Genomic DNA, 18,389 nt, shown 5'->3' with positions numbered 1-18,389 from the left:
TTTCTGCCCCACGGAATGCCGAGGAACTTGTCATGCGTGTCCTGCTGGTCGAAGACGATGCCGCGATGCAGAAAAGCATCCAGCTCATGTTGTCCGCCGAAGGCGGGTACATCGTGGACGCCACCAGCCTGGGGGAGGACGGGCTGGAGATTGGCAAGCTCTACGATTATGACATCATCATCCTGGACCTGATGCTGCCTGACATGGACGGGTACGAGGTGCTGCGCCGGCTTCGTCAGGCGCGCGTCAACACACCCATTCTGATCCTGTCGGGGCTGTCGGACCTGGACAACAAGATCAAGGGGCTGGGTTTCGGGGCAGACGATTACCTGACCAAGCCTTTCGACAAGCGCGAGCTTATCGCGCGCGTCCAGGCCATCATCCGCCGGTCCAAGGGACATTCCGACAGCGTCATCCGCACAGGCAAGCTGAGCGTCAACCTGGATGCCAAGACGGCGGCCGTGGAAGGCCAGCCGCTGCACCTGACGGGCAAGGAATATGGCATTCTGGAGCTGCTGTCCCTGCGCAAGGGCACGACGCTGACCAAGGAGATGTTCCTGAACCACCTCTATGGCGGTATGGACGAACCGGAGCTGAAGATCATCGACGTCTTCGTCTGCAAGCTGCGCAAGAAGCTGACGACCGCCACCGAAGGCGAGAATTACATCGAGACGGTCTGGGGCCGCGGCTATGTGCTGCGTGACCCGCAGGAAGGGGCGGCCGCGGCGAAGGCCGCGGGGTGAGCCGTATCCTGTTGCTGGGGTGCGGCCATGCAAGGCCGCCGCTGCTGGCCCGTCTGTCTCACCTGAAACGGCGTGGCCACGACCTCGCCCTGCTCTCTCCCGCCGGCATGGTCTGGCCCGAGGCCGTGCCCGCCATGCTGTCGGGCCGCATCGCATCCGGTGCGGCATTGCTGAACGCCATGGACATGGCCCGGGCCGCGGACATGATCGGCATCGATGACGATGTCATGGGCATCGACGTGAAGGCCGGGATGGTCCACCGGCATGAGGGCGACCCGCTTTATTTCGATATCGTGTCAATCGCCCCGCCGGCCGGTACGCGCCCCCTGCCCGGCACGGAGGGCCATGCGCGCTGTTACGACACCCGCCCCCTTTCACAAATCCTGGCCTTGCGCACGGCGCTGGAGACCCGGTTCGAACAGCATCCGGGCCGGGTCATTGCACTGACCATTGCCGGGGGCGGCGTCACGGCCATCACGCTGGCCCTGGCTGTCATTGCCCTGGCCGACCGGCTGGGCGGGCATGTCGGCATCACCATCCTGACCCGCGGCCGGCTGCTGACCGGCCTGCCCGAACGGGCCGGGGTGCGCGTGCTGGAAAGGCTGGCCGCGCACGGGGCCATCCTGCAGGAAATGGCCCCCGTGGCCAGGGTCGATGGAAACGAGGCGGTGCTGGCCACCGGCGACCGCATCGCCTTCGATCTGTTCGTCAATGCCACAGGTGCTGCCGGGCCCGACTGGCTGCGGGGCAGCGGATTGACGGTTGATGCGTCGGGCCTGCTGATGACCGACAATTTCCAGCAGGTCGCGGGGCGGCCGCTGATGCTGGCCGGCGGTGAGGCCGTGCGGGTGGCCGATGGCCGGCATCCCGGCTGGGCCAGCCTGGCCGGCAATATCGAAGCCCTGGCCCAGGGCCAGTCACCCCGCCCCGCCCCGACCCGCCGGCCGCCGCAATTCATCGACCTTGGGGGCGGACAGGCCTTGGCCTGGCGGGGCCGGCATTGGACCCTCGGGCGCATGGCACTGTGGGCCCTGCGCTGGGCAGAAGGGCGCTGGCTGCTGTGAGGGACCGCCAATGGGGCCGGAGCCATCCGGCCCTACCGCGGCATGGGTCCGGTCAGGCCGCCTTGGTGTTCACGACGCTGTCGAACAGGTCCTGCACCGTCTCGCGGCTCAGTTCCTTCACGATGAACACGATGCGGGTGCTGTGATCCTGTGTCGGCCAGGCATCCAGTTGCACGGGCGGATGGAACAGGTGCTGCACCCCGTGGATGACGATGGGGCGCTCCGCCTCCTCGACATTCAGCAGGCCCTTCACGCGCAGGATATTGTCGCCCTGCGCCTTGGCCACCGTTTCAAAGAACGTCACCAGGGCGTCCCAGGGCAGGGGCTTTTCGGCACGGATCACGAAGGACGAGATCTTGTCGTTATGGCGGTTGACGTCGTGATGATGGTGCCCATGGCCATGATCGTGGGTGCAATGACCATGGTCATGGTCGCAATGCGCGTGGTCATGGTCATGATGGCCATGGTCATGATGGTGGCCATGGCCGTGTTCGTGGCCGGCGTCACCATGGTCGTGATGGCAATGGCCGTGATCATGGTCGCAATGGTCATGACTGTGGTGGTGATCGTGCTGATGGTCGTGGCCGTGCCCGCCTTCATAAGCCTCCGCCTTCAGCCAGCGCTGCACGTCCATCGACTTGGTGGCCGGGTTGTACAGGCCCGCATCGAACAGCAGCACGGGCAGGTGCTGGTCCTTTTGCGCATCGACATGCACGGCACCGGAATTCAGGTCGTGCAGGCGACGGCGCAGCGCGTCCACGGCGGCGGGCTCGGCGATGTCGGTCTTGGTCAGCACGACGCGGTCGGCCACGGCCGCCTGCTTCAGGCTTTCCTCATGCTCGTCCAACTGCTTCATGCCGTGGACGCTGTCGATGGTGGTCACCACCCCGTCCAGCCGGAAGCGCGAGGCGATCAACGGATCGGTCATCAGCGTGTGCAGGATGGGGGCGGGGTCCGCCAGTCCCGTCGTCTCGATCACCACCCGGTCGAATTCAGGGATGTCGCCGCGCATGCGCCGCATGTAAAGGTCGCGCAGCGTCTCGGCCAGATCCGACCGGATGGTGCAGCACAGGCAGCCGCTATCCATCAGCACCGTATTCTCGTCGGCCTGTTCCACCAGCAGATGGTCCAGCCCCACTTCCCCGAACTCGTTGATCACCACGGCGGTGCGCACCATGGCCGGATCGCGGATCAGGCGGGACAGAAGCGTCGTCTTGCCGCTGCCCAGAAACCCGGTCAGGACGGAAATGGGCAGGCGGGGCGGCGGGCTGGGCGGGGTCTGGGTCGTGGACAAGGCGTTATTCCTGGCAACAGGGGCAAGGGGTCGGGCCGGTCGTCCGGCCTTTCATGCAACAGATGTGGGACGCCGGGGGCGGTTTCGTCAATGGTCGCGGCAGGCGGGGCAGATCCCCGATACCTCCACGGTCTGGCGCTGGATGGCGAAGCCCTGGGCAGCAGCACTTTCGGCGATGGTGGCAGCGATGCGGGGATCGGTCAGTTCCGTGGCCTCACCGCAGCAGGTGCAGACCAGGAACTGCCCCATATGGGCCGTGCCGGGGTCGGGACAGCCGACAAAGGCGTTCTGGCTTTCGATCCGGTGGATCAGCCCCTGCTCCAGCAGGAAATCCAGCGCGCGATAGACGGTCAGCGGCGCCACCCGCTTCCCATCGGCCGACATGTCTTCCAGGATGGCATAGGCGCCGCGCGGCTTGTGGCTGGACCAGACCAGTTCCAGCACGCGGGCGCGCTGCGGCGTCAACCGCACGCCGCGGTCGTTGCACAGCGCATCGGCCCGGGCCAGCGCATCCTTCACACAAGCACCATGGTCGTGGCGCGGGGTCGCACCATGGTCGTGGCGGGACATATCGTCGTGGTCGTGCGCGTGGGGGGCCATGGATAATTTCACGAAGAGGGCGGCGGAACAGGCGGAGTGTAAGGCCCGGCGGAATGGAAATCGACAGTTTGCTGTCAGCCCCCTCGACATGGGCATCGCGCGCCCTAGTTCCCAGAGGGGAGGTGCCGGGAGCGGGCGTCCAGGCCAGAGACCAGCCCCCGAGGCGTTCAGGGAGGAACACGCGATGCCGACACGCCGTCTTGTCCTTGCCGGTGCCGCCGCGGCCCTGGCATTCCGCATGCCTGCGCCTGCGGCCGCTGTACCGGCCGGCGACCGGCTGGATTTTTCCGTATTCCGGAAAAAGGCCAGCCCGATGGGCAGCCATCGCCTGCGCTTCACGCGGGATGGCGACCGGCTGATCATGGAAAAGGAAATCCGCCTGGAAGTCCGCCTCGCCTTCATCACCGCCTACCGCTACCGGCATGTGAACCGGGAGGTCTGGCAACAGGGCCGGCTGGTGGAGATCGATACCCGGACCGACGATGATGGCGAGGAATATCAGGTGTATGGCCGGGCCAACCCCGAGGGGTTCCAGGTGGAAGGCAGCCGTGGCCGCTTCACGGCCCCCGCCGACATCATCCCCACCAGCTATTGGAACATCGCCACAATAGGCGCGACACGGCTGCTGGATACACAGCGCGGGCTGGTCATGGATGTCCGCATCGACAATCATGGAAAGACGGATGTGGAAACGGCGGATGGCTCCCTGATGGCACGCCACCACAGTATCAACATCCTGTCCAATCCGCCCGGAAGCACGGACCGGATCGACCTTTGGTATGATATCAATGACCGCTGGGTGGCACTGGGGTTCGAGGCGAAGGGCCAGAATATCCATTATATTCTGGACAGCGCCGATGGCGGCACCCCCGCCGCCGACCGGTCATGACAGGTTGCCTGCGCCTGGCGCTGGGAGATCAGCTTTCCGCCTCGCTGGCCGGCCTGCGCGGGCTGGACCCCGCCTGCGACCGCGTGCTGATGGCGGAAGTGATGGCGGAAGCCACCTATGTTCCGCACCACCCGCAGAAGATCGCCTTTCTGTTCAGCGCCATGCGCCATTTCGCGGCCGATCTGGCCGCCCGCGGCATCGCCGTCGATTATGTCCGCCTGGACGATCCGGACAATACCGGCACGCTGGGCGGTGAATTGGCCCGCGCTGTGGACCGCTGGCAACCGGAGCGGGTGATCGTCACCTTTCCGGGCGAGTGGCGGGTCTGGAAGCAGATGCGGCAATGGCAGCGCGAACTGCCCGTGCCCGTGGAGGTGCGGGAAGATGACAGGTTCTTCTGCCCCATCGCCCGGTTCCGTGCCTGGGCCGAGGGTCGCCGGCAATTGCGGATGGAGTTCTTTTATCGGGAGATGCGGCGCACCCATGCCATCCTGATGGACCCGGACGGAAAGCCTTTGGGCGGGCAATGGAATTTCGACGCGCAGAACCGCAAGCCGCTGCCTAAGGGCCTGCGCATCCCCGAACCATTCCGCGAACCGCCCGACACCATCACGCGCGACGTTCTGGCCCTGGTGGCCGACCGGTTCGGCGGGCATTTCGGCACGCTGGAGAGCTTCGCCTATGCCGTCACGGCGGAAGGGGCCCGGCAGGCGCTGAACCATTTCATCCTTCATGCCCTGCCATGGTTCGGTGACTATCAGGACGCGATGGCGACGGGGCAGGAAACGCTGTTCCATTCCGTCCTGTCACCCTACATCAATGCCGGCCTGCTGGACCCGCGCGCGGTCGTGGCGGCGGCGGCCGACGCCTTTCATCGCGGCCACGCCCCCCTGAACGCCGCGGAAGGCTTCATCCGGCAGATCCTGGGCTGGCGCGAATATGTCCGCGGCATCTATTGGCTGAAAATGCCGGCCTATGCCGACACCAACGCGCTCGGGGCGCAGCGGGCCCTGCCGGATTTCTACTGGACGGGGCGGACATCCATGAATTGCATGGCACAGGTGATCGGCCAGACCCGGCGCCACGCCTATGCCCACCATATCCAGCGCCTGATGGTGACCGGCAATTTCGCCCTGCTGCTGGGGGTAGAGCCGGCACAGATCGAGCAATGGTATCTGGCGGTCTATGCCGATGCCTATGATTGGGTCGAACTGCCCAACGTTCATGGCATGGTGATGCATGCCGATGGCGGCCTGCTGGGGTCGAAACCCTATGCCGCCAGCGGCCGCTACATCCAGCGCATGTCCGACTATTGCAGCCATTGCCACTTCGATGTCACCACCGCAGAGGGGGAACGCGCCTGCCCGTTCAATTTCCTCTACTGGAATTTCCTGATGGAGAACGCAGCCCTGCTGCGCGCCAACCCGCGCATGGGCCTGGCCTACAAGGGCCTGGACGCCATGGCCCCGGCCCGGCGCGATGCCATCCGCCAGCAGGCGGAGCGGTTTCGGAGCGGAATTGCAGGAGGATACTGAAATATAAATTTCATCCAATCACACACTTGCCATCGTCAACCCAGGAGAGTCATTCTTTAAAAGATGATCACCTGATGCGGGCATTCTGCACATGTGGAAGGTGGCAAACAGCGAGTTTCCCCTTATAGTCAAGGCGCTTCAGGAGCGATGGAAGCAAGTGGCCGCCTTCGCCACATTGCTGGGCCTGATCGCTGATGCCTTGACCCTGCTTGCACCCATTGCCCTATGGCTCATGATCACGGCAATGGCCGCTGCCATCCTGGCCGCCGTCATCGCCGGATGCCGCCCCCCTCGGGCTGCGGGATGCCGGGCCGTTCTGGCCCACGCGATTATCATCGCCCCCATGTCCGGGGGGTTACATTTCGCCCATATCTCCAGCGGGGAGCAGGAGCGCGGCTTCTTTGACGCGATGACAGGCCAGTTGGGCGATTTGAAAGAGGCAGCGGCGCGGATCGAGCAATCCCAACAGCATACCCTGAAGGGCCAGCAACATATCCTGGATATTTTGCAGTCCCAGCATAGCGATACTTCACCCATTTTCAGGCAAGGCCAGGAAAGTGCCATCACTGCCGCCGTCACCGGTGCCGCAGCCGGCAACCAGCGCATGGCGGCCGCACTGGACCATCTGAACCGGGGCGACATCACCGCCGCCCGTGCCTTGTTCGAAAAAGAGGCGGAAGCGCAGAAGGCAGATGCGGAGACCCGAAATCATCAGGCCGCGGCCGCCTTTCGACACCTTGGCGCCATCACGGGCCCAGCCGACCCGATGCGTGCCCTCACGGCCTATAAGCAGGCTGTGGCCCTTGATCCGGACAATGTACAGGGGCTGGTTTACGCCGGGGATTTTGCCTTTGACAGCGGGGACTTGGCCTATGCGCACGAAAAGTTCCGGCGGGCGGTGGATCTCACGCCCGCCGCAGACCTTTCCTATGATCGCTATTGGGCGCTGATACGGCTTGGAGATATCGCGGCACTGGAAAAGGATAATGCCAGGGCCAGACAACATTTCGATGCCGCGTCGGCCATCGCCTTCCAGCGTGGCGAGCAAAGCCCCGACGACCTTGAATGGCAACGAGAATTATCAGTCATCCACAATCGCATCGGAGCAATACAACTGGCGGGCCGGGATTATGAGGGGGCCTTGACGTCCTACCGTCAGGGTTTATCCCTCGCCCGGAAACTGGTCGATCAATCAGCCAACACGCATTGGCAACGGGATTTGTCGATCAGTCATGAAAGGGTCGGCGATACGCTTCGCGCACTGAGGAAATTGGACGCTGCCTTGGAATCCTATGGTTCCAGCCTGATCATAGCGGACAATCTGGCACGCAGCAGGCCTGATCATTTGCAATGGCAACATGACCTGTCCGTCATTCACAACAAGATCGGCGCCACCCTTTTAGCGAAAGGCAACCTTGATGGTGCCCTGGCAGCCTACGAACAGGGGGTCACCATTCGCAAGGGCCTGGTGGACAAGCAACCGACACATCTCCAATGGCAGCGTGATCTCTCGATCAACAATGCCTACCTGGGTTCGGTCCTGGCCAGAAAGGGAGACAGGGTGCGCGCGCGCAAGGCCTTTGAGGAAGCGCGGGACATCATGATCATGCTGCTGGCCCGGTTTCCGGCCAATCAAAAATGGCAGCAAGCCGAGCGTTTGTACGACAGGCAGGTTCGAGCGCTGGAGAAATAGCGGGGCGCCGGCTTTTCTTCGGGGCCGGCGGGGCTATGTCGTTCCCCGTGCCGTTCACACCGACCGACAGGACCGTACCGATGCATACCCCCACCCCCACCGACAGCCTTGCCTGGGTGACCGGCGCCTCCAGCGGCATCGGGGAACATGTGGCGCTGGCCTTGGCGGCAGAGGGGTGGACCGTGCTGGCCAGTGCGCGCGGCGCCGCGGCGCTGGCGACGCTGGCGGCCAGGACCGCGGGGCCGGGCCGGATCATTCCCGCGCCGCTGGATGTCACGGACGCGGCGGGGGTGAAGGCAGTGCTGGCAGCGCACGGGCCGGTGGCACTGGCCGTGCTGAATGCCGGCACCTATCGGCCCGACGCCGCACGGGACCTGGACCCCGCCCAGTTCGGCCGCACCATGGATGTCAACCTGATGGGTGTCGTCAATTCGTTGGCCGCCATCCTGCCCGGCATGATCGGGCGGCGGCAGGGCCATGTCGTGATCGTTTCCAGCGTGGCGGGGTATCGCGGCCTGCCCCGCTCGCTGGCCTATGGCGCGTCCAAGGCCGCGCTGATCAACCTGGCCGAAAGCCTGAAGCTGGATGTGGAACGGCACGGCATAAAGACGCAACTGGTCTGTCCCGGCTTCATCAAGACGCCCCTGACCGACCGCAACGACTTTCCCATGCCCTTCCTGATGCCTGTGGAACGGGCGGCGGCCCGGCTGGTGGCGGGACTAAAAGGTAACGGTTTCCAAATAACCTTCCCGCGCCGCTTCACCTGGCCGCTTCTGCTGTTGCGCCGGTTTCCCGATGCGCTGTATTTCATGCTGGCCTGCAGAATTATGCCAAAATAGGGCGGGTGGCAGGAACGGCTTGAATCGGACCCACGGATGGCGGTGAACGGACAGATCCCGGTGGAACAGGCATTGGCAGGCTATATTCGCTTCTACCAGGAATTACGGCCGGAAACCGTTTCCAGGTTGGACCGGCTTGCCACGCCCGATGTGCATTTCAAGGACCCGTTCAATGATTTCCGGTCACGCGACCGGATGAAGGCCGTGTTCGCGCATATGTTCCAGATGGTGGAGCAGCCGCGGTTCATCGTTCGCGACCATGCGCTGTCGGAACAGACGGCCTATCTGCGCTGGGGCTTTGTGTTCCGCCGCCGGGGCCAGCCGCGCCCCGCCACGATCGAGGGTATGTCGGAAGTGCGATTCGACATGGCGGGGCAGGTGACCAGCCATATCGACCATTGGGACGCCGCCGGCCAGTTCTATGAGAAACTGCCCGTTCTGGGCTGGGTGATGCGCAAGATCAGGGCCCGTATGGCGGAATAGCGCTTGTGGCGGGCGGGCGGAATGCATACCTCCCTATGCCGTCGCCCACCTTCCGGCCGTTGAGAGCGAAGACCATGACCCTTCCCATCGTCCGCACCGTCGCCGATCTGCGTGCGCATGTCGCCGGCTGGCGCCGCCAGGGGGAGCGCGTGGCCCTGGTCCCCACTATGGGCGCCCTGCATGAAGGGCACCTGACGCTGGTGCGCCGCGGACGGGAACTGGCCGACCGGGTGGTGGCATCCGTTTTCGTGAACCCGACCCAATTCGGCCCCAGCGAGGATTTCAGCCGCTATCCCAGGGACGAGGGCGGGGACGCGGCCAAGCTGGCTTCCGCCGGCTGCGACCTGTTGTTCGCGCCGACGGTCGATGTCATGTATCCTGCCGGTTTCGCCGCCACGATCGATCTCGGGCCTGTCACCCGCCGGTGGGAAGGGGCGTGCCGGCCCGGCCATTTCCAGGGCGTGGCCACGGTCGTGACCAAGCTTCTGCTGCAGGCCGGGGCCGATCTCGCCTGTTTCGGGGAAAAGGACTATCAGCAGCTTTGCACCATCCGGCAACTGGTCCGCGACCTGGATATTCCCGTCACCATCGAGGGGGTTCCCACCGTGCGGGAAACCGACGGGCTGGCCCTGTCCTCGCGCAATGCCTATCTGTCCGCCGAACAGCGGCAGGTGGCCGTGCGGTTGAATCAAGTGATGCGTGACGTGGTGGCAGCGCTGCGCGGCGGGGCGCCCGTGGCACCGGCGCTGGAGGCCGGAACCGCCACCCTGCTGGCCGCCGGCTTCGCCGCCGTGGATTATCTGGCCCTGGTCGATGCCGCCACGCTGGAACCGCTGGACCAGCCCGGTCCCGGCCGGCTGATCTGCACCGCCCGCCTGGGCGCGGTGCGGCTTCTGGACAATATGGCCGTCTGACAAACCGGGGGCGGACAATTTGGCCATGTGAGCGCGTCGCCCCGCCATTGCGGGCGGGCGGGCGGGGTCGCGCCCCGCCCGCCCGCAATGGCCGTCCGTCCCTTACCAGACCCCGGTATTCGCCATGCTGGCCCAGGGTTCCTGTCTGGGCAGCGGCTTGCCCTTCTGCAAAAGCTCGATGGAGATATTGTCGGGCGAGCGGATGAAGGCCATGTTCCCGTCACGCGGTGGGCGGTTGATGGTAACACCCTTGTCCATCAGCGACTGGCAGGTGGCGTAGATATCATCCACCTCGAACGCCAGATGGCCGAAATTGCGGCCCCCGCCATAGGTTTCCGGGTCCCAATTGTAGGTCAGTTCAACCTGCGCATCCGGCGTTTCATCGGCCGCCAGGAAGACCAGGGTGAAACGCCCGGCCTCGTTCTCCATACGCCGCAATTCCTTCAAGCCCAGTTTGTCACAGTAAAATTCCAGCGACTGGGCCAGGTCGGTCACACGGACCATCGTATGCAGATACTTCATGGTTTCATATCCATGGGTTAGCGGAAAGGGATGCCGGTAAGATGGGGGAAACCGGTGCCATATCCCACCCCTTGGATGTGCCGGGACGGACCGTTTCCCACAAAAACGGCGAAAAAGTTCGATTGCAATGCAGCATGATCCATGCTGGCATGGAAGTAATCCTTGTGGTCGAAGACCATCAACAAAATTTCCGGTCCGCCCCCTGATGGGAGGGGGCAAGGCCCGGCGGGGACGTGGATGACGAGCGATCCGGTCGTTCATATATGGGTAATGACGGCGACCGCCATGGTCTTCGCCATGCAATTGGGATTCTGCCTGCTGGAGGTCGGCTTCGTCCGGGCCAAGAATTCCATCAATGTCGCCATCAAGAACGTCATGGATTTCTGCATTGCCGGCTTTGTCTTCTGGCTGTTCGGCTATGCCGTGATGTTCGGGCCGAGCTGGCTGGGTCTGATCGGCACCGGACATCTGATGCCCGATCATCTAGACCCCGCCACCCCGCTGGTCTTCATGTTGTTCCAGCTTGTGTTCTGCGGCACCGCCACGACCATCGTTTCCGGCGCCGTTGCCGAACGGATGGGTTATGGCAGCTACATCATTGTGTCCGCCCTGCTGTCGGCCCTGATCTATCCCATTTTCGGGCATTGGGCCTGGGGCGGGCTGGCAGGCATGGACAGCCAGGGCTGGCTGTCACGCCTGGGCTTCATCGATTTCGCGGGTTCAACCGTTGTCCATTCGGTGGGCGGCTGGCTGTCACTGGCGGCATTGCTGATCATCGGACCGCGGACGGGACGCTATAACCAGGGCGTGCGATCGATGGGCAGCAGCAACCTGACCATGGCGGCATCGGGGGTCCTGGTGCTTTGGTTCGGCTGGCTGGGGTTCAATGGCGGGTCGGTGATGGGCGACCTGGACAAGGCGCCCGGCGTGCTGCTGAACACCATCGTTGCCGGTTGCGCGGGCGGGCTGGCCGGGCATTTCCTGTCCGTGCTGATGGAGCCGAAGCCAAGGGTGGAGCATTTCCTCAACGGTATCCTGGGTGGACTTGTCGGCATCACGGCCTGCGCCATCGTTGTGGAGACATCGGCCGCGGCCCTGATCGGCGCCATAGCCGGCGTCATCGTCATCGCGGGGGCCGCACTGCTGGACCGGTTGCGTATCGATGATGCGGTCGGTGCCGTACCGGTGCATCTGTTCGCCGGCATCTGGGGCACGCTGGCCGTGGCCCTGTTCGGTGACGTCACCCTGTTCGGCACGGGCCTGTCCCGGTGGGAGCAGTTGCAGGTACAGGCGCTGGGCGTCGTGGCCTGTGGCGCGTTCGCCTTCACCACCGGCTTCCTGCTGCTTTACGTGATCAACCGCATCTATCCGTTGCGCATCGATATCGAGTCCGAGCGGCTGGGTTTGAACGTGGCCGAGCATGGCGCCACCTCCCCCATGCTGGACCTGGCGGCGGAGATGGAGCGCCACCGTCAGGAGGGCAAGTTCGACCGGCCCGTGCATGTGGAACCCCAGTCCGACGTCGAACTGATCGCCGCGCAGTACAACCGCGTCATCGGCCGCGTGACGGAGGAGATCCAGCGCCATTCCCTGCTGCTGGACGAGTTGGGCCGGGCCAAGGTTGAGGCGGAGAATTCCAACATCGCCAAGTCGCAGTTCCTGGCCACGATGAGCCATGAATTGCGCACGCCGTTGAACGCCGTCATCGGCTTTTCCCACCTGATCGCCGACCAGGCCTATGGCGGGATCGATGAGCGCTATGTCGAGCATGCCCGCGATATCCACGAGGGCGGCAAGCACCTGCTGGCGCTGGTCAACGACGTGCTGGATTTCTCCCGCCTGGAGGCGGGGAAGTTCCAGTTGAACGAGCAGCCGCTGGACCTGCGCCGCATCGTGCGCGGCGTGCATCGCCTGATGCTGCCACTGGCGGAGGCGGGGTCCCTGGGGCTGCACATGGATGTGGAGGGCGATATCCCCGCCCTGCTGGCCGATGAACGTGCCGTCCGGCAGATCCTGATCAACCTGGTCGGCAATGCCGTGAAGTTCACCCAGGCCGGGGGGCAGGTGCGCATCATCGCCGTGCTGGAACCCGACCGCCGGCTATGCTTGTCGGTCGCCGACACGGGCATCGGCATGGACCCGTCCTTGATCCCGAAGGCGCTGGAACCCTTCACACAATTGGAAGGCGGGCTGACCAAGGGCCATGGCGGATCGGGGCTGGGCCTGTCGCTGGTCAACGCGCTGGCGCGGCTGCATGACGGCACCCTGGTCATCCAGACGGCGCTGGGCCGGGGCACCACCATCCATATCCGCTTCCCCATCGACCGCACGATCGACACCGCCGCATCGCCGGCGGAGAGAAGGGCCGTCTGATCCCTGCAGGGTCCCGGCATCACATGCCGGCATGCCCCATGAACCACAGCCAGCCGATGGCCAGCACCAGCGAGGCCAGCGTCATGGGGATGCCGCACCTGGCATGGTCGGCAAAGCCCAGCCTGACACCACTGGCCGCGGCCCGCTCCACCACGATGAGGTTCGCCAGGCTGCCCAGCAGCAGAAGGTTGCCCGACAATGTGGACAGCACGGCCAGGGCGTAAAGCGCGCCTTCCGGCGGGCTGGGCCAGACCTGCATCAGTAGCAGCACGGCCGGCACGTTGCCGATGCTGTTGCTGGCCACCAGCGACAGGGGGGCCAGCACCGAAAGCCGGTCCAGCGGCCATCCGCCATCGGCCAGGCGCTGCACCAGATCCCCCGGCAAGCCGGTGCGGGCCAGCGCCGCCGTCACCACGAACAGGGCGGCGAACAGCACCAGCAGATGCCAGTCGACCAGCCCCAGCATCCGCCGGCTGGCGAAGCGGCGGCTGACCAGCATGGCCGCCGCCACGGCCAGAACCCCTTCTTCCTGCGGCAGGGGTGTGGCGAAGAAGACCAGCAGCGCCACCGTCGCCAGCAGCGCCTTTTTCAGATGCCACAGGTCCAGATCCGGCGGGGCCAGAGGCAGGGGAGCGGTGCGGAGCAGTTCCAGCCGGCCGCGCCAGACCCAGGCGACGGTGGCGAAGACGCAAACCATGCCCAGCAGCGCCGGTACGCCGCAGGCCGCCAGGAAGGGCCAGAAATCCAGACGGCCCAGTTGCCCGATCAGGATGTTCTGCGGATTGCCGATGATGGTGGCCGCCGATCCGGCATTCGCCGCCCCCGCCAGCGCGATCAGATAGGGCCGGGCATCCAGCCCCCGCGCCGCCAGCCCCGCGCAGAGCAGCGGCGTCATGGCGAAGACCACCACATCATTGGCCAGCACGGCCGAGAGCCCGCCCCCCACCGCCACCACCAGCGCCAGCAACGCCACGGGACCGTGGGCGGTCTGCGCCAGCCGGATGGCGCACCAGCCATAGAACCCCGCCAGTTCGAACTGCGCGGACAGAATCATCAGACCCAGCAATATGAACAGGGTCGGGTAATCAACGGCCGCCCCCAGCGCATCCGCCGGCATGGCCCCGGCAAGCGCCAGTATGACCGCCCCCAGCAAGGCGATGCCGGTGCGGTCGATCTGCAAGCCGGGAAACCGGCCGATGGCCATGCCCAGATACACCAGCACGAAAATCGCAAGGATCAGCAGGGTCATGGAGCGCCGCCGCGGAAGGAATGACGTTCCCTGGCGTACAACGTCGGGCGACACGGAGCCACGGGAATTTGGAGGCGGACGCTGCGCGACGTCACGGACCGCCGCCGCGATAGGCCCCGGCGTTTCGGGCGCGGGCCAATAGTTAGGCGTTCTACAAACTATCTCTTGCGATCCTCCGCCCACCCTGATACTTAGGTATATGCCTAACACTCAATCCAACCCCGTCAATCTCGACCGCATGTTCCACGCCCTGGCCGACCCATCGCGCCGGGCCGTGCTGGAAAGGCTGGCGGAAGGGCCGGCGAGCGTGGGGGAACTGGCGAAGCCGCTGCCCATGGCCTTGCCCAGCCTGATGCAGCATTTGCGGCTGCTGGAGGATTGCGGCCTGATCCGGACCGAGAAGGTGGGCCGTGTGCGCACCTGCCGGCTGGAACCCCACGCCATGGATGCCGCCGGCGAATGGATCGCGCGGCAGCGGGCCGTATGGGAGGCCCGGTTCGACCGGCTGGACGCCTATTTGCAGATTTTGAAAAAACAGGAGCAAGCGACCGATGATGAACCCGCCGCCCGCTGATCGCAGCATGGTGATCACCCGCACCCTGAACGCACCGCGTCTGCTGGTGTGGAAGGTGCTGACCGACCCGAAGCATATTCCCCTGTTCTGGGGGCCCAACGGCTTCTCCACCACGGTCCATCAGATGGATGTGCGGCCGGGGGGCACCTGGCGTTACACGATGCATGGCTGGGGCCAGGATTTCGAGAACTGGATCCGCTACCGCACGGTGCAGGAACCGGCCTTGCTGGAATATGAGCATGGCGGCGACGATCCCGACCATTGCCTGTTCGATGCGTCGATCCGGCTGGAGGAGGTCGGGAGCGACAAGACCAAGGTCACCCTGACCATGGTCTGCCCCACCGTGGAGTCGCTGGAGGAAAAACGCAAGTTCGGGGCTGAGGCCGGCGGCCACCAGACCCTGGAACGGCTGGAGCGGCAGGTGCTGGTGGCCGACCGCGACCTGGGCATCACGCGCATCCTGGATGTGCCCCGCCACCTGGTCTGGAAGGCCTGGACCAGCCCCGAACATCTGAAGCAATGGTGGTGCCCGCGCCCCTGGCAGACCAAGGAAGTCCGCATGGACCTGCGGCCGGGCGGGGAATTCTATACCCGGATGGAAGGGCCGGATGGCGGTGCGTCCGACAATCCCGGCATCTATCTGCTGATCGAAGAAGGCAGGCGTCTGGTCTTCACCAACACCATGGCGCCGGGTTTCCGCCCCGTGACGCCGGGCTTCATCGCCTTTACGGCCGACATCACCTTCGAGGACCATCTGGGCGGCACGCGCTACACGGCCCGCGCCATGCACCTGACGCCCGAGGGCGCAGCCAGCCATGCGGAGATGGGGTTCTATGACGGCTGGTCGACCGCCGTGGACCAGTTGGTGGAGGCCGCGAAAAGCTGGGAGGCGTGATCATGCTCGTGAACCGGGCGGGGGGCACTCCTCCCCGCCCGGTTCACGCCGCCGCGACCACACCGCCGACCGCCGGCAGGTTCATCAGGTCCAGCACCGCACCCTCGCGCGCCGCAAAGGCGCCGGCAAAGGCCCGGCGGGCATCGCGTTCGATGGCAGCCATGGCGGCGTCATCATGGTCGGGATCGTGGTGGAACAGGCACAGGCGCTTGGCCCCCGCTTCCCGCACCAGCTTCACACCCTCGTTCCAGGTGGAATGGCCCCAGCCGACGCGCGTGGCATATTCCTCTTCCGTGTATGTCGTATCATAGGCGACGACATCGGCCCCTTCGATCAGGGCCAGGATGTTCTGATCCAACTGGCCGGCCACATGTTCGGTATCGGTGATGTAGCAGAAGGCCCGGCCGCCATATTCGATGCGATAACCCACGGCCCCGCCGGGGTGGTTCAGTTCGCCCGTCTTGATGACAAGACCCGGCGCGAAATCGATCTGGTCGCCGGCATGCAGATTCTGAAAGGCCATGCGCGCGCGCATGGTGGTCAGCGGTACGGGAAACAGCGGCTTTTCCATGCAGGAGGTCAGCACCTCCCCGATACATTCGCAGCCCGTCAGGTCACGGGCGAAGATGTCGAGCGAGAAATCCGGCCAATACCCCGTCTCGAAGAAGGGAAAGCCATTGATATGGTCCCAATGCGCATGGCTGAGCAGCATCGTGGCATTGCGGATTTTATCGCGCAGCAGGCGCTTGCCCAGGCCGCGCAGGCCCGTGCCAGCATCCAGGATCAGCGTGCGGTCGCCGGCCGTGACCTCGATGCAGCTCGTATTGCCACCATAGGCGAGGTGGGAGGCATAGGCGCAGGGAAAGGTGCCGCGCACGCCCCAGAACTTGACCTTGAACTCCATTTCATGCCCCTGTGGCCGGGCAGGTCGCCCCGCCATCCGTACCCCCGACGAATGGATGGAAACATTCCATCGAATGCGTCGAAGTTCCATGAAAATAAATGCGTCCGTGCCGGTGAACCTGTGACGATGCACACAGGTCCGGTCACGATTCCGTCATGGGTGGCGTGCGCAAACCCACCTGACTGAACGGATAGGCGATGTCCTGGGGTTACCTTATCCGGTGATCCAGCCGCTCGTCATCCAGGCCTGCCGGCTCCTGGTGGATGGCGAATTCGGCACTGGGGAAGGCCGCACGCAATTCCCGCTCGATCTCATCGGTAATGTCGTGCGCCTCGGCCAGGGTCAGGTGCGGGTCCAGTTCCAGGTGGAACTCTATATGCTGGCCGATGCCAGTGGAGCGCGTGCGCAGGTCATGGATGCCGCGCGCCTGGATATGGGCCTTGACCACGGTGGTCACCCGGTCCCGGTCCGCTTCCGGCAATTCGCGATCCATCAGCACGCCCAGCGCGGCACGCAGGATGCGGCTGGCTCCCCAGACAAGGAAGGCGGCGATGGACAGGGCGAAAATCGGGTCCCAATAGGGCCAGCCGCTCCACGCCGTCAGCGCCAGGGCGGCGATGACGGCGCTGTTCATCAGCAGGTCGCCGCTGTAATGCATGCTGTCGGCCGCAATGGCCATGGAGCCGGTGCGACGGATCACCCAGCGCTGCACGATGAGCAGGCCCCCCGTCATCAGGATGGCGAAAACCATCGTGGCGATACCCAGTTCCGGCGCCGTCACGGGGCGCGGATCGACCAGCCGCCCCACTCCCTCATAGGCCAGGAACACACCGGACCCGGCCACGAAGGCCGACTGTGCCAGGGCCGCCAGGGGTTCCGCCTTGCCATGCCCGAACCGGTGAGTGCTGTCCGGCGGCCGCAAGGCCTGTGCCACCCCCAGCAGCGTGACGACGGAGGCCAGCAGATCCACCGAGCTGTCCATCAGGGAGGACAGGATCGACACCGCGCCCGTCGCCATGTAGGTCGCCAGCTTGGCCGCGATCAGGATCAGGGCGACGGTGACGCTGGCATAGGTGGCCAGCCGCCGATACCGGTCCACATCCGCCGCCATGCCACCCCCTCCCGACCAGGATCAAGGATAAAGCCGGCCCTTGTCCCACCCCCCATCCGAACGGGTGAAGATGATGCGGTCATGCAGCCGGTATTCCCGATCCTGCCAGAATTCGATCCGGTCGGGAACGACGCGATAGCCCGACCAGTGCGGCGGGCGCGGCACGGCCTGATCCGCGTACCGCGCCTGCGTATCGCGCACGGCCTGTTCCAGGGTGCTGCGGCTGTCCAGCGGCCGGGACTGCTGGCTGGCCCAGGCGCCGATCCGGCTGCCATGGGGCCGGCTGGCGAAATAGGCGTCGGCCTCCGCCTCCGTAACGGGCTCCACCAGCCCATCCACCCGCACCTGCCGCCGCAGCGACTTCCAGTGGAAATTGATGCCGGCCACCTGGTTGGCCGCCAGATGCTCGCCCTTGCGGCTCTGCGTGTTGGTGTAGAAGGTGAAGCCCCGGTCATCCAGGGCCTTCAACAGCACGATTCGCACCGTGGGGCGGCCATCGGCGCCCACGGTGGCGACGGCCATGGCGTTGGGGTCGTTGATTTCCGTGGCCTCGGCCTCGGCGAACCAGTCACGGAACAGCGCAAAAGGATCGGTGGCGGCTTCCAGCGTCATGGCTTGATCTTCGTCATAGTTGCGCCCGAATTGATGGGGAGGATAGAGAGCATCGAACGATTGTCCATGTGCTTCCCCCGCATGGCACCCGCCCG

The 18,389-nt window shown here is 65.0% G+C and carries 19 protein-coding genes; 11 read left to right on the top strand and 8 right to left on the bottom strand.

Going from position 1 to position 18,389, the window contains the following annotated elements; translation table 11 throughout:
* Positions 1 to 32: 32 nt before the first annotated feature.
* Together ctrA and ACM9LZ_RS06170 are read left to right on the top strand one after the other, a co-directional pair.
* Positions 33 to 743 (top strand): response regulator transcription factor CtrA, encoded by a 711-nt coding sequence (ctrA, locus tag ACM9LZ_RS06175; protein ID WP_416618474.1) that lies wholly within the window; start codon positions 33 to 35, stop codon positions 741 to 743.
* The gene (locus tag ACM9LZ_RS06170; RefSeq protein ID WP_416618473.1) at positions 740 to 1,807 is read left to right on the top strand and encodes an NAD(P)/FAD-dependent oxidoreductase; all 1,068 of its coding nucleotides are present in this window, start codon (positions 740 to 742) and stop codon (positions 1,805 to 1,807) included. Before ctrA ends, ACM9LZ_RS06170 begins: the two co-directional genes overlap by 4 nt.
* A 52-nt stretch (positions 1,808 to 1,859) precedes the next feature.
* On the opposite strand, the gene ACM9LZ_RS06165 is transcribed toward ACM9LZ_RS06170, so the two are convergent.
* On the bottom strand, positions 1,860 to 3,101 hold the full coding sequence (locus tag ACM9LZ_RS06165; RefSeq protein WP_416618472.1) for a CobW family GTP-binding protein: 1,242 nt from the start codon (positions 3,099 to 3,101) through the stop codon (positions 1,860 to 1,862).
* Between the two features lie 87 nt (positions 3,102 to 3,188).
* On the bottom strand, positions 3,189 to 3,701 hold the full coding sequence (locus ACM9LZ_RS06160; RefSeq protein ID WP_445376462.1) for a Fur family transcriptional regulator: 513 nt from the start codon (positions 3,699 to 3,701) through the stop codon (positions 3,189 to 3,191).
* A 184-nt stretch (positions 3,702 to 3,885) separates the two neighbouring features.
* Between ACM9LZ_RS06160 and ACM9LZ_RS06155 the strand changes: the two genes are divergently transcribed.
* The 6 genes from ACM9LZ_RS06155 (at position 3,886) to panC (ending at position 10,054) form a co-directional block, all read left to right on the top strand.
* The gene (locus ACM9LZ_RS06155; RefSeq protein WP_416618471.1) at positions 3,886 to 4,590 is read left to right on the top strand and encodes a DUF6134 family protein; all 705 of its coding nucleotides are present in this window, start codon (positions 3,886 to 3,888) and stop codon (positions 4,588 to 4,590) included.
* Positions 4,587 to 6,125, top strand: a complete 1,539-nt coding sequence (locus tag ACM9LZ_RS06150; RefSeq protein ID WP_416618470.1) for a cryptochrome/photolyase family protein — start codon at positions 4,587 to 4,589, stop codon at positions 6,123 to 6,125. Before ACM9LZ_RS06155 ends, ACM9LZ_RS06150 begins: the two co-directional genes overlap by 4 nt.
* 91 nt (positions 6,126 to 6,216) lie before the next feature.
* Positions 6,217 to 7,818: a tetratricopeptide repeat protein gene (locus tag ACM9LZ_RS06145; protein WP_416618469.1), complete on the top strand. Its 1,602-nt coding sequence runs from the start codon at positions 6,217 to 6,219 to the stop codon at positions 7,816 to 7,818.
* A gap of 80 nt (positions 7,819 to 7,898) precedes the next feature.
* Positions 7,899 to 8,657, top strand: a complete 759-nt coding sequence (locus ACM9LZ_RS06140; protein ID WP_416618468.1) for an SDR family NAD(P)-dependent oxidoreductase — start codon at positions 7,899 to 7,901, stop codon at positions 8,655 to 8,657.
* Positions 8,658 to 8,699: 42 nt separating this feature from the next.
* Positions 8,700 to 9,140: a nuclear transport factor 2 family protein gene (locus ACM9LZ_RS06135; RefSeq protein WP_416618467.1), complete on the top strand. Its 441-nt coding sequence runs from the start codon at positions 8,700 to 8,702 to the stop codon at positions 9,138 to 9,140.
* Between the two features lie 74 nt (positions 9,141 to 9,214).
* On the top strand, positions 9,215 to 10,054 hold the full coding sequence (gene panC / locus ACM9LZ_RS06130; RefSeq protein ID WP_416618466.1) for a pantoate--beta-alanine ligase: 840 nt from the start codon (positions 9,215 to 9,217) through the stop codon (positions 10,052 to 10,054).
* A gap of 102 nt (positions 10,055 to 10,156) precedes the next feature.
* Here panC and ACM9LZ_RS06125 read toward each other — a convergent pair whose 3' ends face one another.
* Positions 10,157 to 10,576 (bottom strand): VOC family protein, encoded by a 420-nt coding sequence (locus tag ACM9LZ_RS06125; protein WP_416618465.1) that lies wholly within the window; start codon positions 10,574 to 10,576, stop codon positions 10,157 to 10,159.
* 17 nt (positions 10,577 to 10,593) lie between these two features.
* Complete coding sequence (locus tag ACM9LZ_RS06120) at positions 10,594 to 10,755, bottom strand: hypothetical protein (protein WP_416618464.1); 162 nt, start codon at positions 10,753 to 10,755, stop codon at positions 10,594 to 10,596.
* A 58-nt stretch (positions 10,756 to 10,813) separates the two neighbouring features.
* Here ACM9LZ_RS06120 and amt point away from each other — a divergent pair, with 58 nt between their 5' ends.
* Positions 10,814 to 12,949 carry an ammonium transporter gene (gene amt / locus ACM9LZ_RS06115; protein ID WP_416618463.1) on the top strand — a complete coding sequence of 712 codons (2,136 nt, stop codon included), beginning with the start codon at positions 10,814 to 10,816 and terminating at the stop codon, positions 12,947 to 12,949.
* 19 nt (positions 12,950 to 12,968) lie between these two features.
* On the opposite strand, the gene ACM9LZ_RS06110 is transcribed toward amt, so the two are convergent.
* Positions 12,969 to 14,198 carry an SLC13 family permease gene (locus tag ACM9LZ_RS06110; RefSeq protein WP_416618462.1) on the bottom strand — a complete coding sequence of 410 codons (1,230 nt, stop codon included), beginning with the start codon at positions 14,196 to 14,198 and terminating at the stop codon, positions 12,969 to 12,971.
* A gap of 199 nt (positions 14,199 to 14,397) precedes the next feature.
* On the opposite strand from ACM9LZ_RS06110, the gene ACM9LZ_RS06105 reads away from it, so the two are divergent.
* Positions 14,398 to 14,772: an ArsR/SmtB family transcription factor gene (locus tag ACM9LZ_RS06105; RefSeq protein ID WP_416618461.1), complete on the top strand. Its 375-nt coding sequence runs from the start codon at positions 14,398 to 14,400 to the stop codon at positions 14,770 to 14,772.
* The gene (locus tag ACM9LZ_RS06100; RefSeq protein ID WP_416618460.1) at positions 14,750 to 15,667 is read left to right on the top strand and encodes an SRPBCC domain-containing protein; all 918 of its coding nucleotides are present in this window, start codon (positions 14,750 to 14,752) and stop codon (positions 15,665 to 15,667) included. Before ACM9LZ_RS06105 ends, ACM9LZ_RS06100 begins: the two co-directional genes overlap by 23 nt.
* A 43-nt stretch (positions 15,668 to 15,710) precedes the next feature.
* Here the strand turns inward: ACM9LZ_RS06100 and ACM9LZ_RS06095 are convergent, their stop codons facing one another.
* From ACM9LZ_RS06095 to pdxH, 3 genes are all read right to left on the bottom strand, one after another.
* Entirely contained in the window at positions 15,711 to 16,571 is an 861-nt protein-coding gene (locus ACM9LZ_RS06095) for an MBL fold metallo-hydrolase (RefSeq protein ID WP_416618459.1), read from the bottom strand.
* A 208-nt stretch (positions 16,572 to 16,779) separates the two neighbouring features.
* Positions 16,780 to 17,682 carry a cation diffusion facilitator family transporter gene (locus ACM9LZ_RS06090; protein WP_416618458.1) on the bottom strand — a complete coding sequence of 301 codons (903 nt, stop codon included), beginning with the start codon at positions 17,680 to 17,682 and terminating at the stop codon, positions 16,780 to 16,782.
* Between the two features lie 21 nt (positions 17,683 to 17,703).
* The gene (gene pdxH, locus ACM9LZ_RS06085; protein WP_416618457.1) at positions 17,704 to 18,294 is read right to left on the bottom strand and encodes a pyridoxamine 5'-phosphate oxidase; all 591 of its coding nucleotides are present in this window, start codon (positions 18,292 to 18,294) and stop codon (positions 17,704 to 17,706) included.
* Between the last annotated feature and the right edge of the window lie 95 nt (positions 18,295 to 18,389).

Source organism: Niveispirillum fermenti, assembly GCF_048066175.1.
In the GTDB taxonomy this organism is placed as follows: Bacteria; Pseudomonadota; Alphaproteobacteria; order Azospirillales; family Azospirillaceae; genus Niveispirillum; species Niveispirillum fermenti.
The sequence above is the reverse complement of the archived record's forward strand: the minus strand, read 5'-3'. Positions and strand labels throughout refer to the sequence as shown.

What these genes read in the sequence shown, in the direction of transcription:
- ACM9LZ_RS06105 (WP_416618461.1), top strand. Translation starts at nt 14,398, where the DNA reads ATGCCTAACACTCAATCCAACCCCGTCAATCTCGACCGCATGTTCCAC.
- ACM9LZ_RS06125 (WP_416618465.1), bottom strand. Translation starts at nt 10,576, where the DNA reads ATGAAGTATCTGCATACGATGGTCCGTGTGACCGACCTGGCCCAGTCG.
- ACM9LZ_RS06160 (WP_445376462.1), bottom strand. Translation starts at nt 3,701, where the DNA reads ATGGCCCCCCACGCGCACGACCACGACGATATGTCCCGCCACGACCAT.
- ACM9LZ_RS06140 (WP_416618468.1), top strand. Translation starts at nt 7,899, where the DNA reads ATGCATACCCCCACCCCCACCGACAGCCTTGCCTGGGTGACCGGCGCC.
- ctrA (WP_416618474.1), top strand. Translation starts at nt 33, where the DNA reads ATGCGTGTCCTGCTGGTCGAAGACGATGCCGCGATGCAGAAAAGCATC.
- ACM9LZ_RS06155 (WP_416618471.1), top strand. Translation starts at nt 3,886, where the DNA reads ATGCCGACACGCCGTCTTGTCCTTGCCGGTGCCGCCGCGGCCCTGGCA.
- ACM9LZ_RS06100 (WP_416618460.1), top strand. Translation starts at nt 14,750, where the DNA reads ATGATGAACCCGCCGCCCGCTGATCGCAGCATGGTGATCACCCGCACC.
- ACM9LZ_RS06110 (WP_416618462.1), bottom strand. Translation starts at nt 14,198, where the DNA reads ATGACCCTGCTGATCCTTGCGATTTTCGTGCTGGTGTATCTGGGCATG.
- ACM9LZ_RS06120 (WP_416618464.1), bottom strand. Translation starts at nt 10,755, where the DNA reads ATGGTCTTCGACCACAAGGATTACTTCCATGCCAGCATGGATCATGCT.
- ACM9LZ_RS06145 (WP_416618469.1), top strand. Translation starts at nt 6,217, where the DNA reads ATGTGGAAGGTGGCAAACAGCGAGTTTCCCCTTATAGTCAAGGCGCTT.
- pdxH (WP_416618457.1), bottom strand. Translation starts at nt 18,294, where the DNA reads ATGACGCTGGAAGCCGCCACCGATCCTTTTGCGCTGTTCCGTGACTGG.
- ACM9LZ_RS06095 (WP_416618459.1), bottom strand. Translation starts at nt 16,571, where the DNA reads ATGGAGTTCAAGGTCAAGTTCTGGGGCGTGCGCGGCACCTTTCCCTGC.
- ACM9LZ_RS06150 (WP_416618470.1), top strand. Translation starts at nt 4,587, where the DNA reads ATGACAGGTTGCCTGCGCCTGGCGCTGGGAGATCAGCTTTCCGCCTCG.
- amt (WP_416618463.1), top strand. Translation starts at nt 10,814, where the DNA reads ATGACGAGCGATCCGGTCGTTCATATATGGGTAATGACGGCGACCGCC.
- ACM9LZ_RS06090 (WP_416618458.1), bottom strand. Translation starts at nt 17,682, where the DNA reads ATGGCGGCGGATGTGGACCGGTATCGGCGGCTGGCCACCTATGCCAGC.
- panC (WP_416618466.1), top strand. Translation starts at nt 9,215, where the DNA reads ATGACCCTTCCCATCGTCCGCACCGTCGCCGATCTGCGTGCGCATGTC.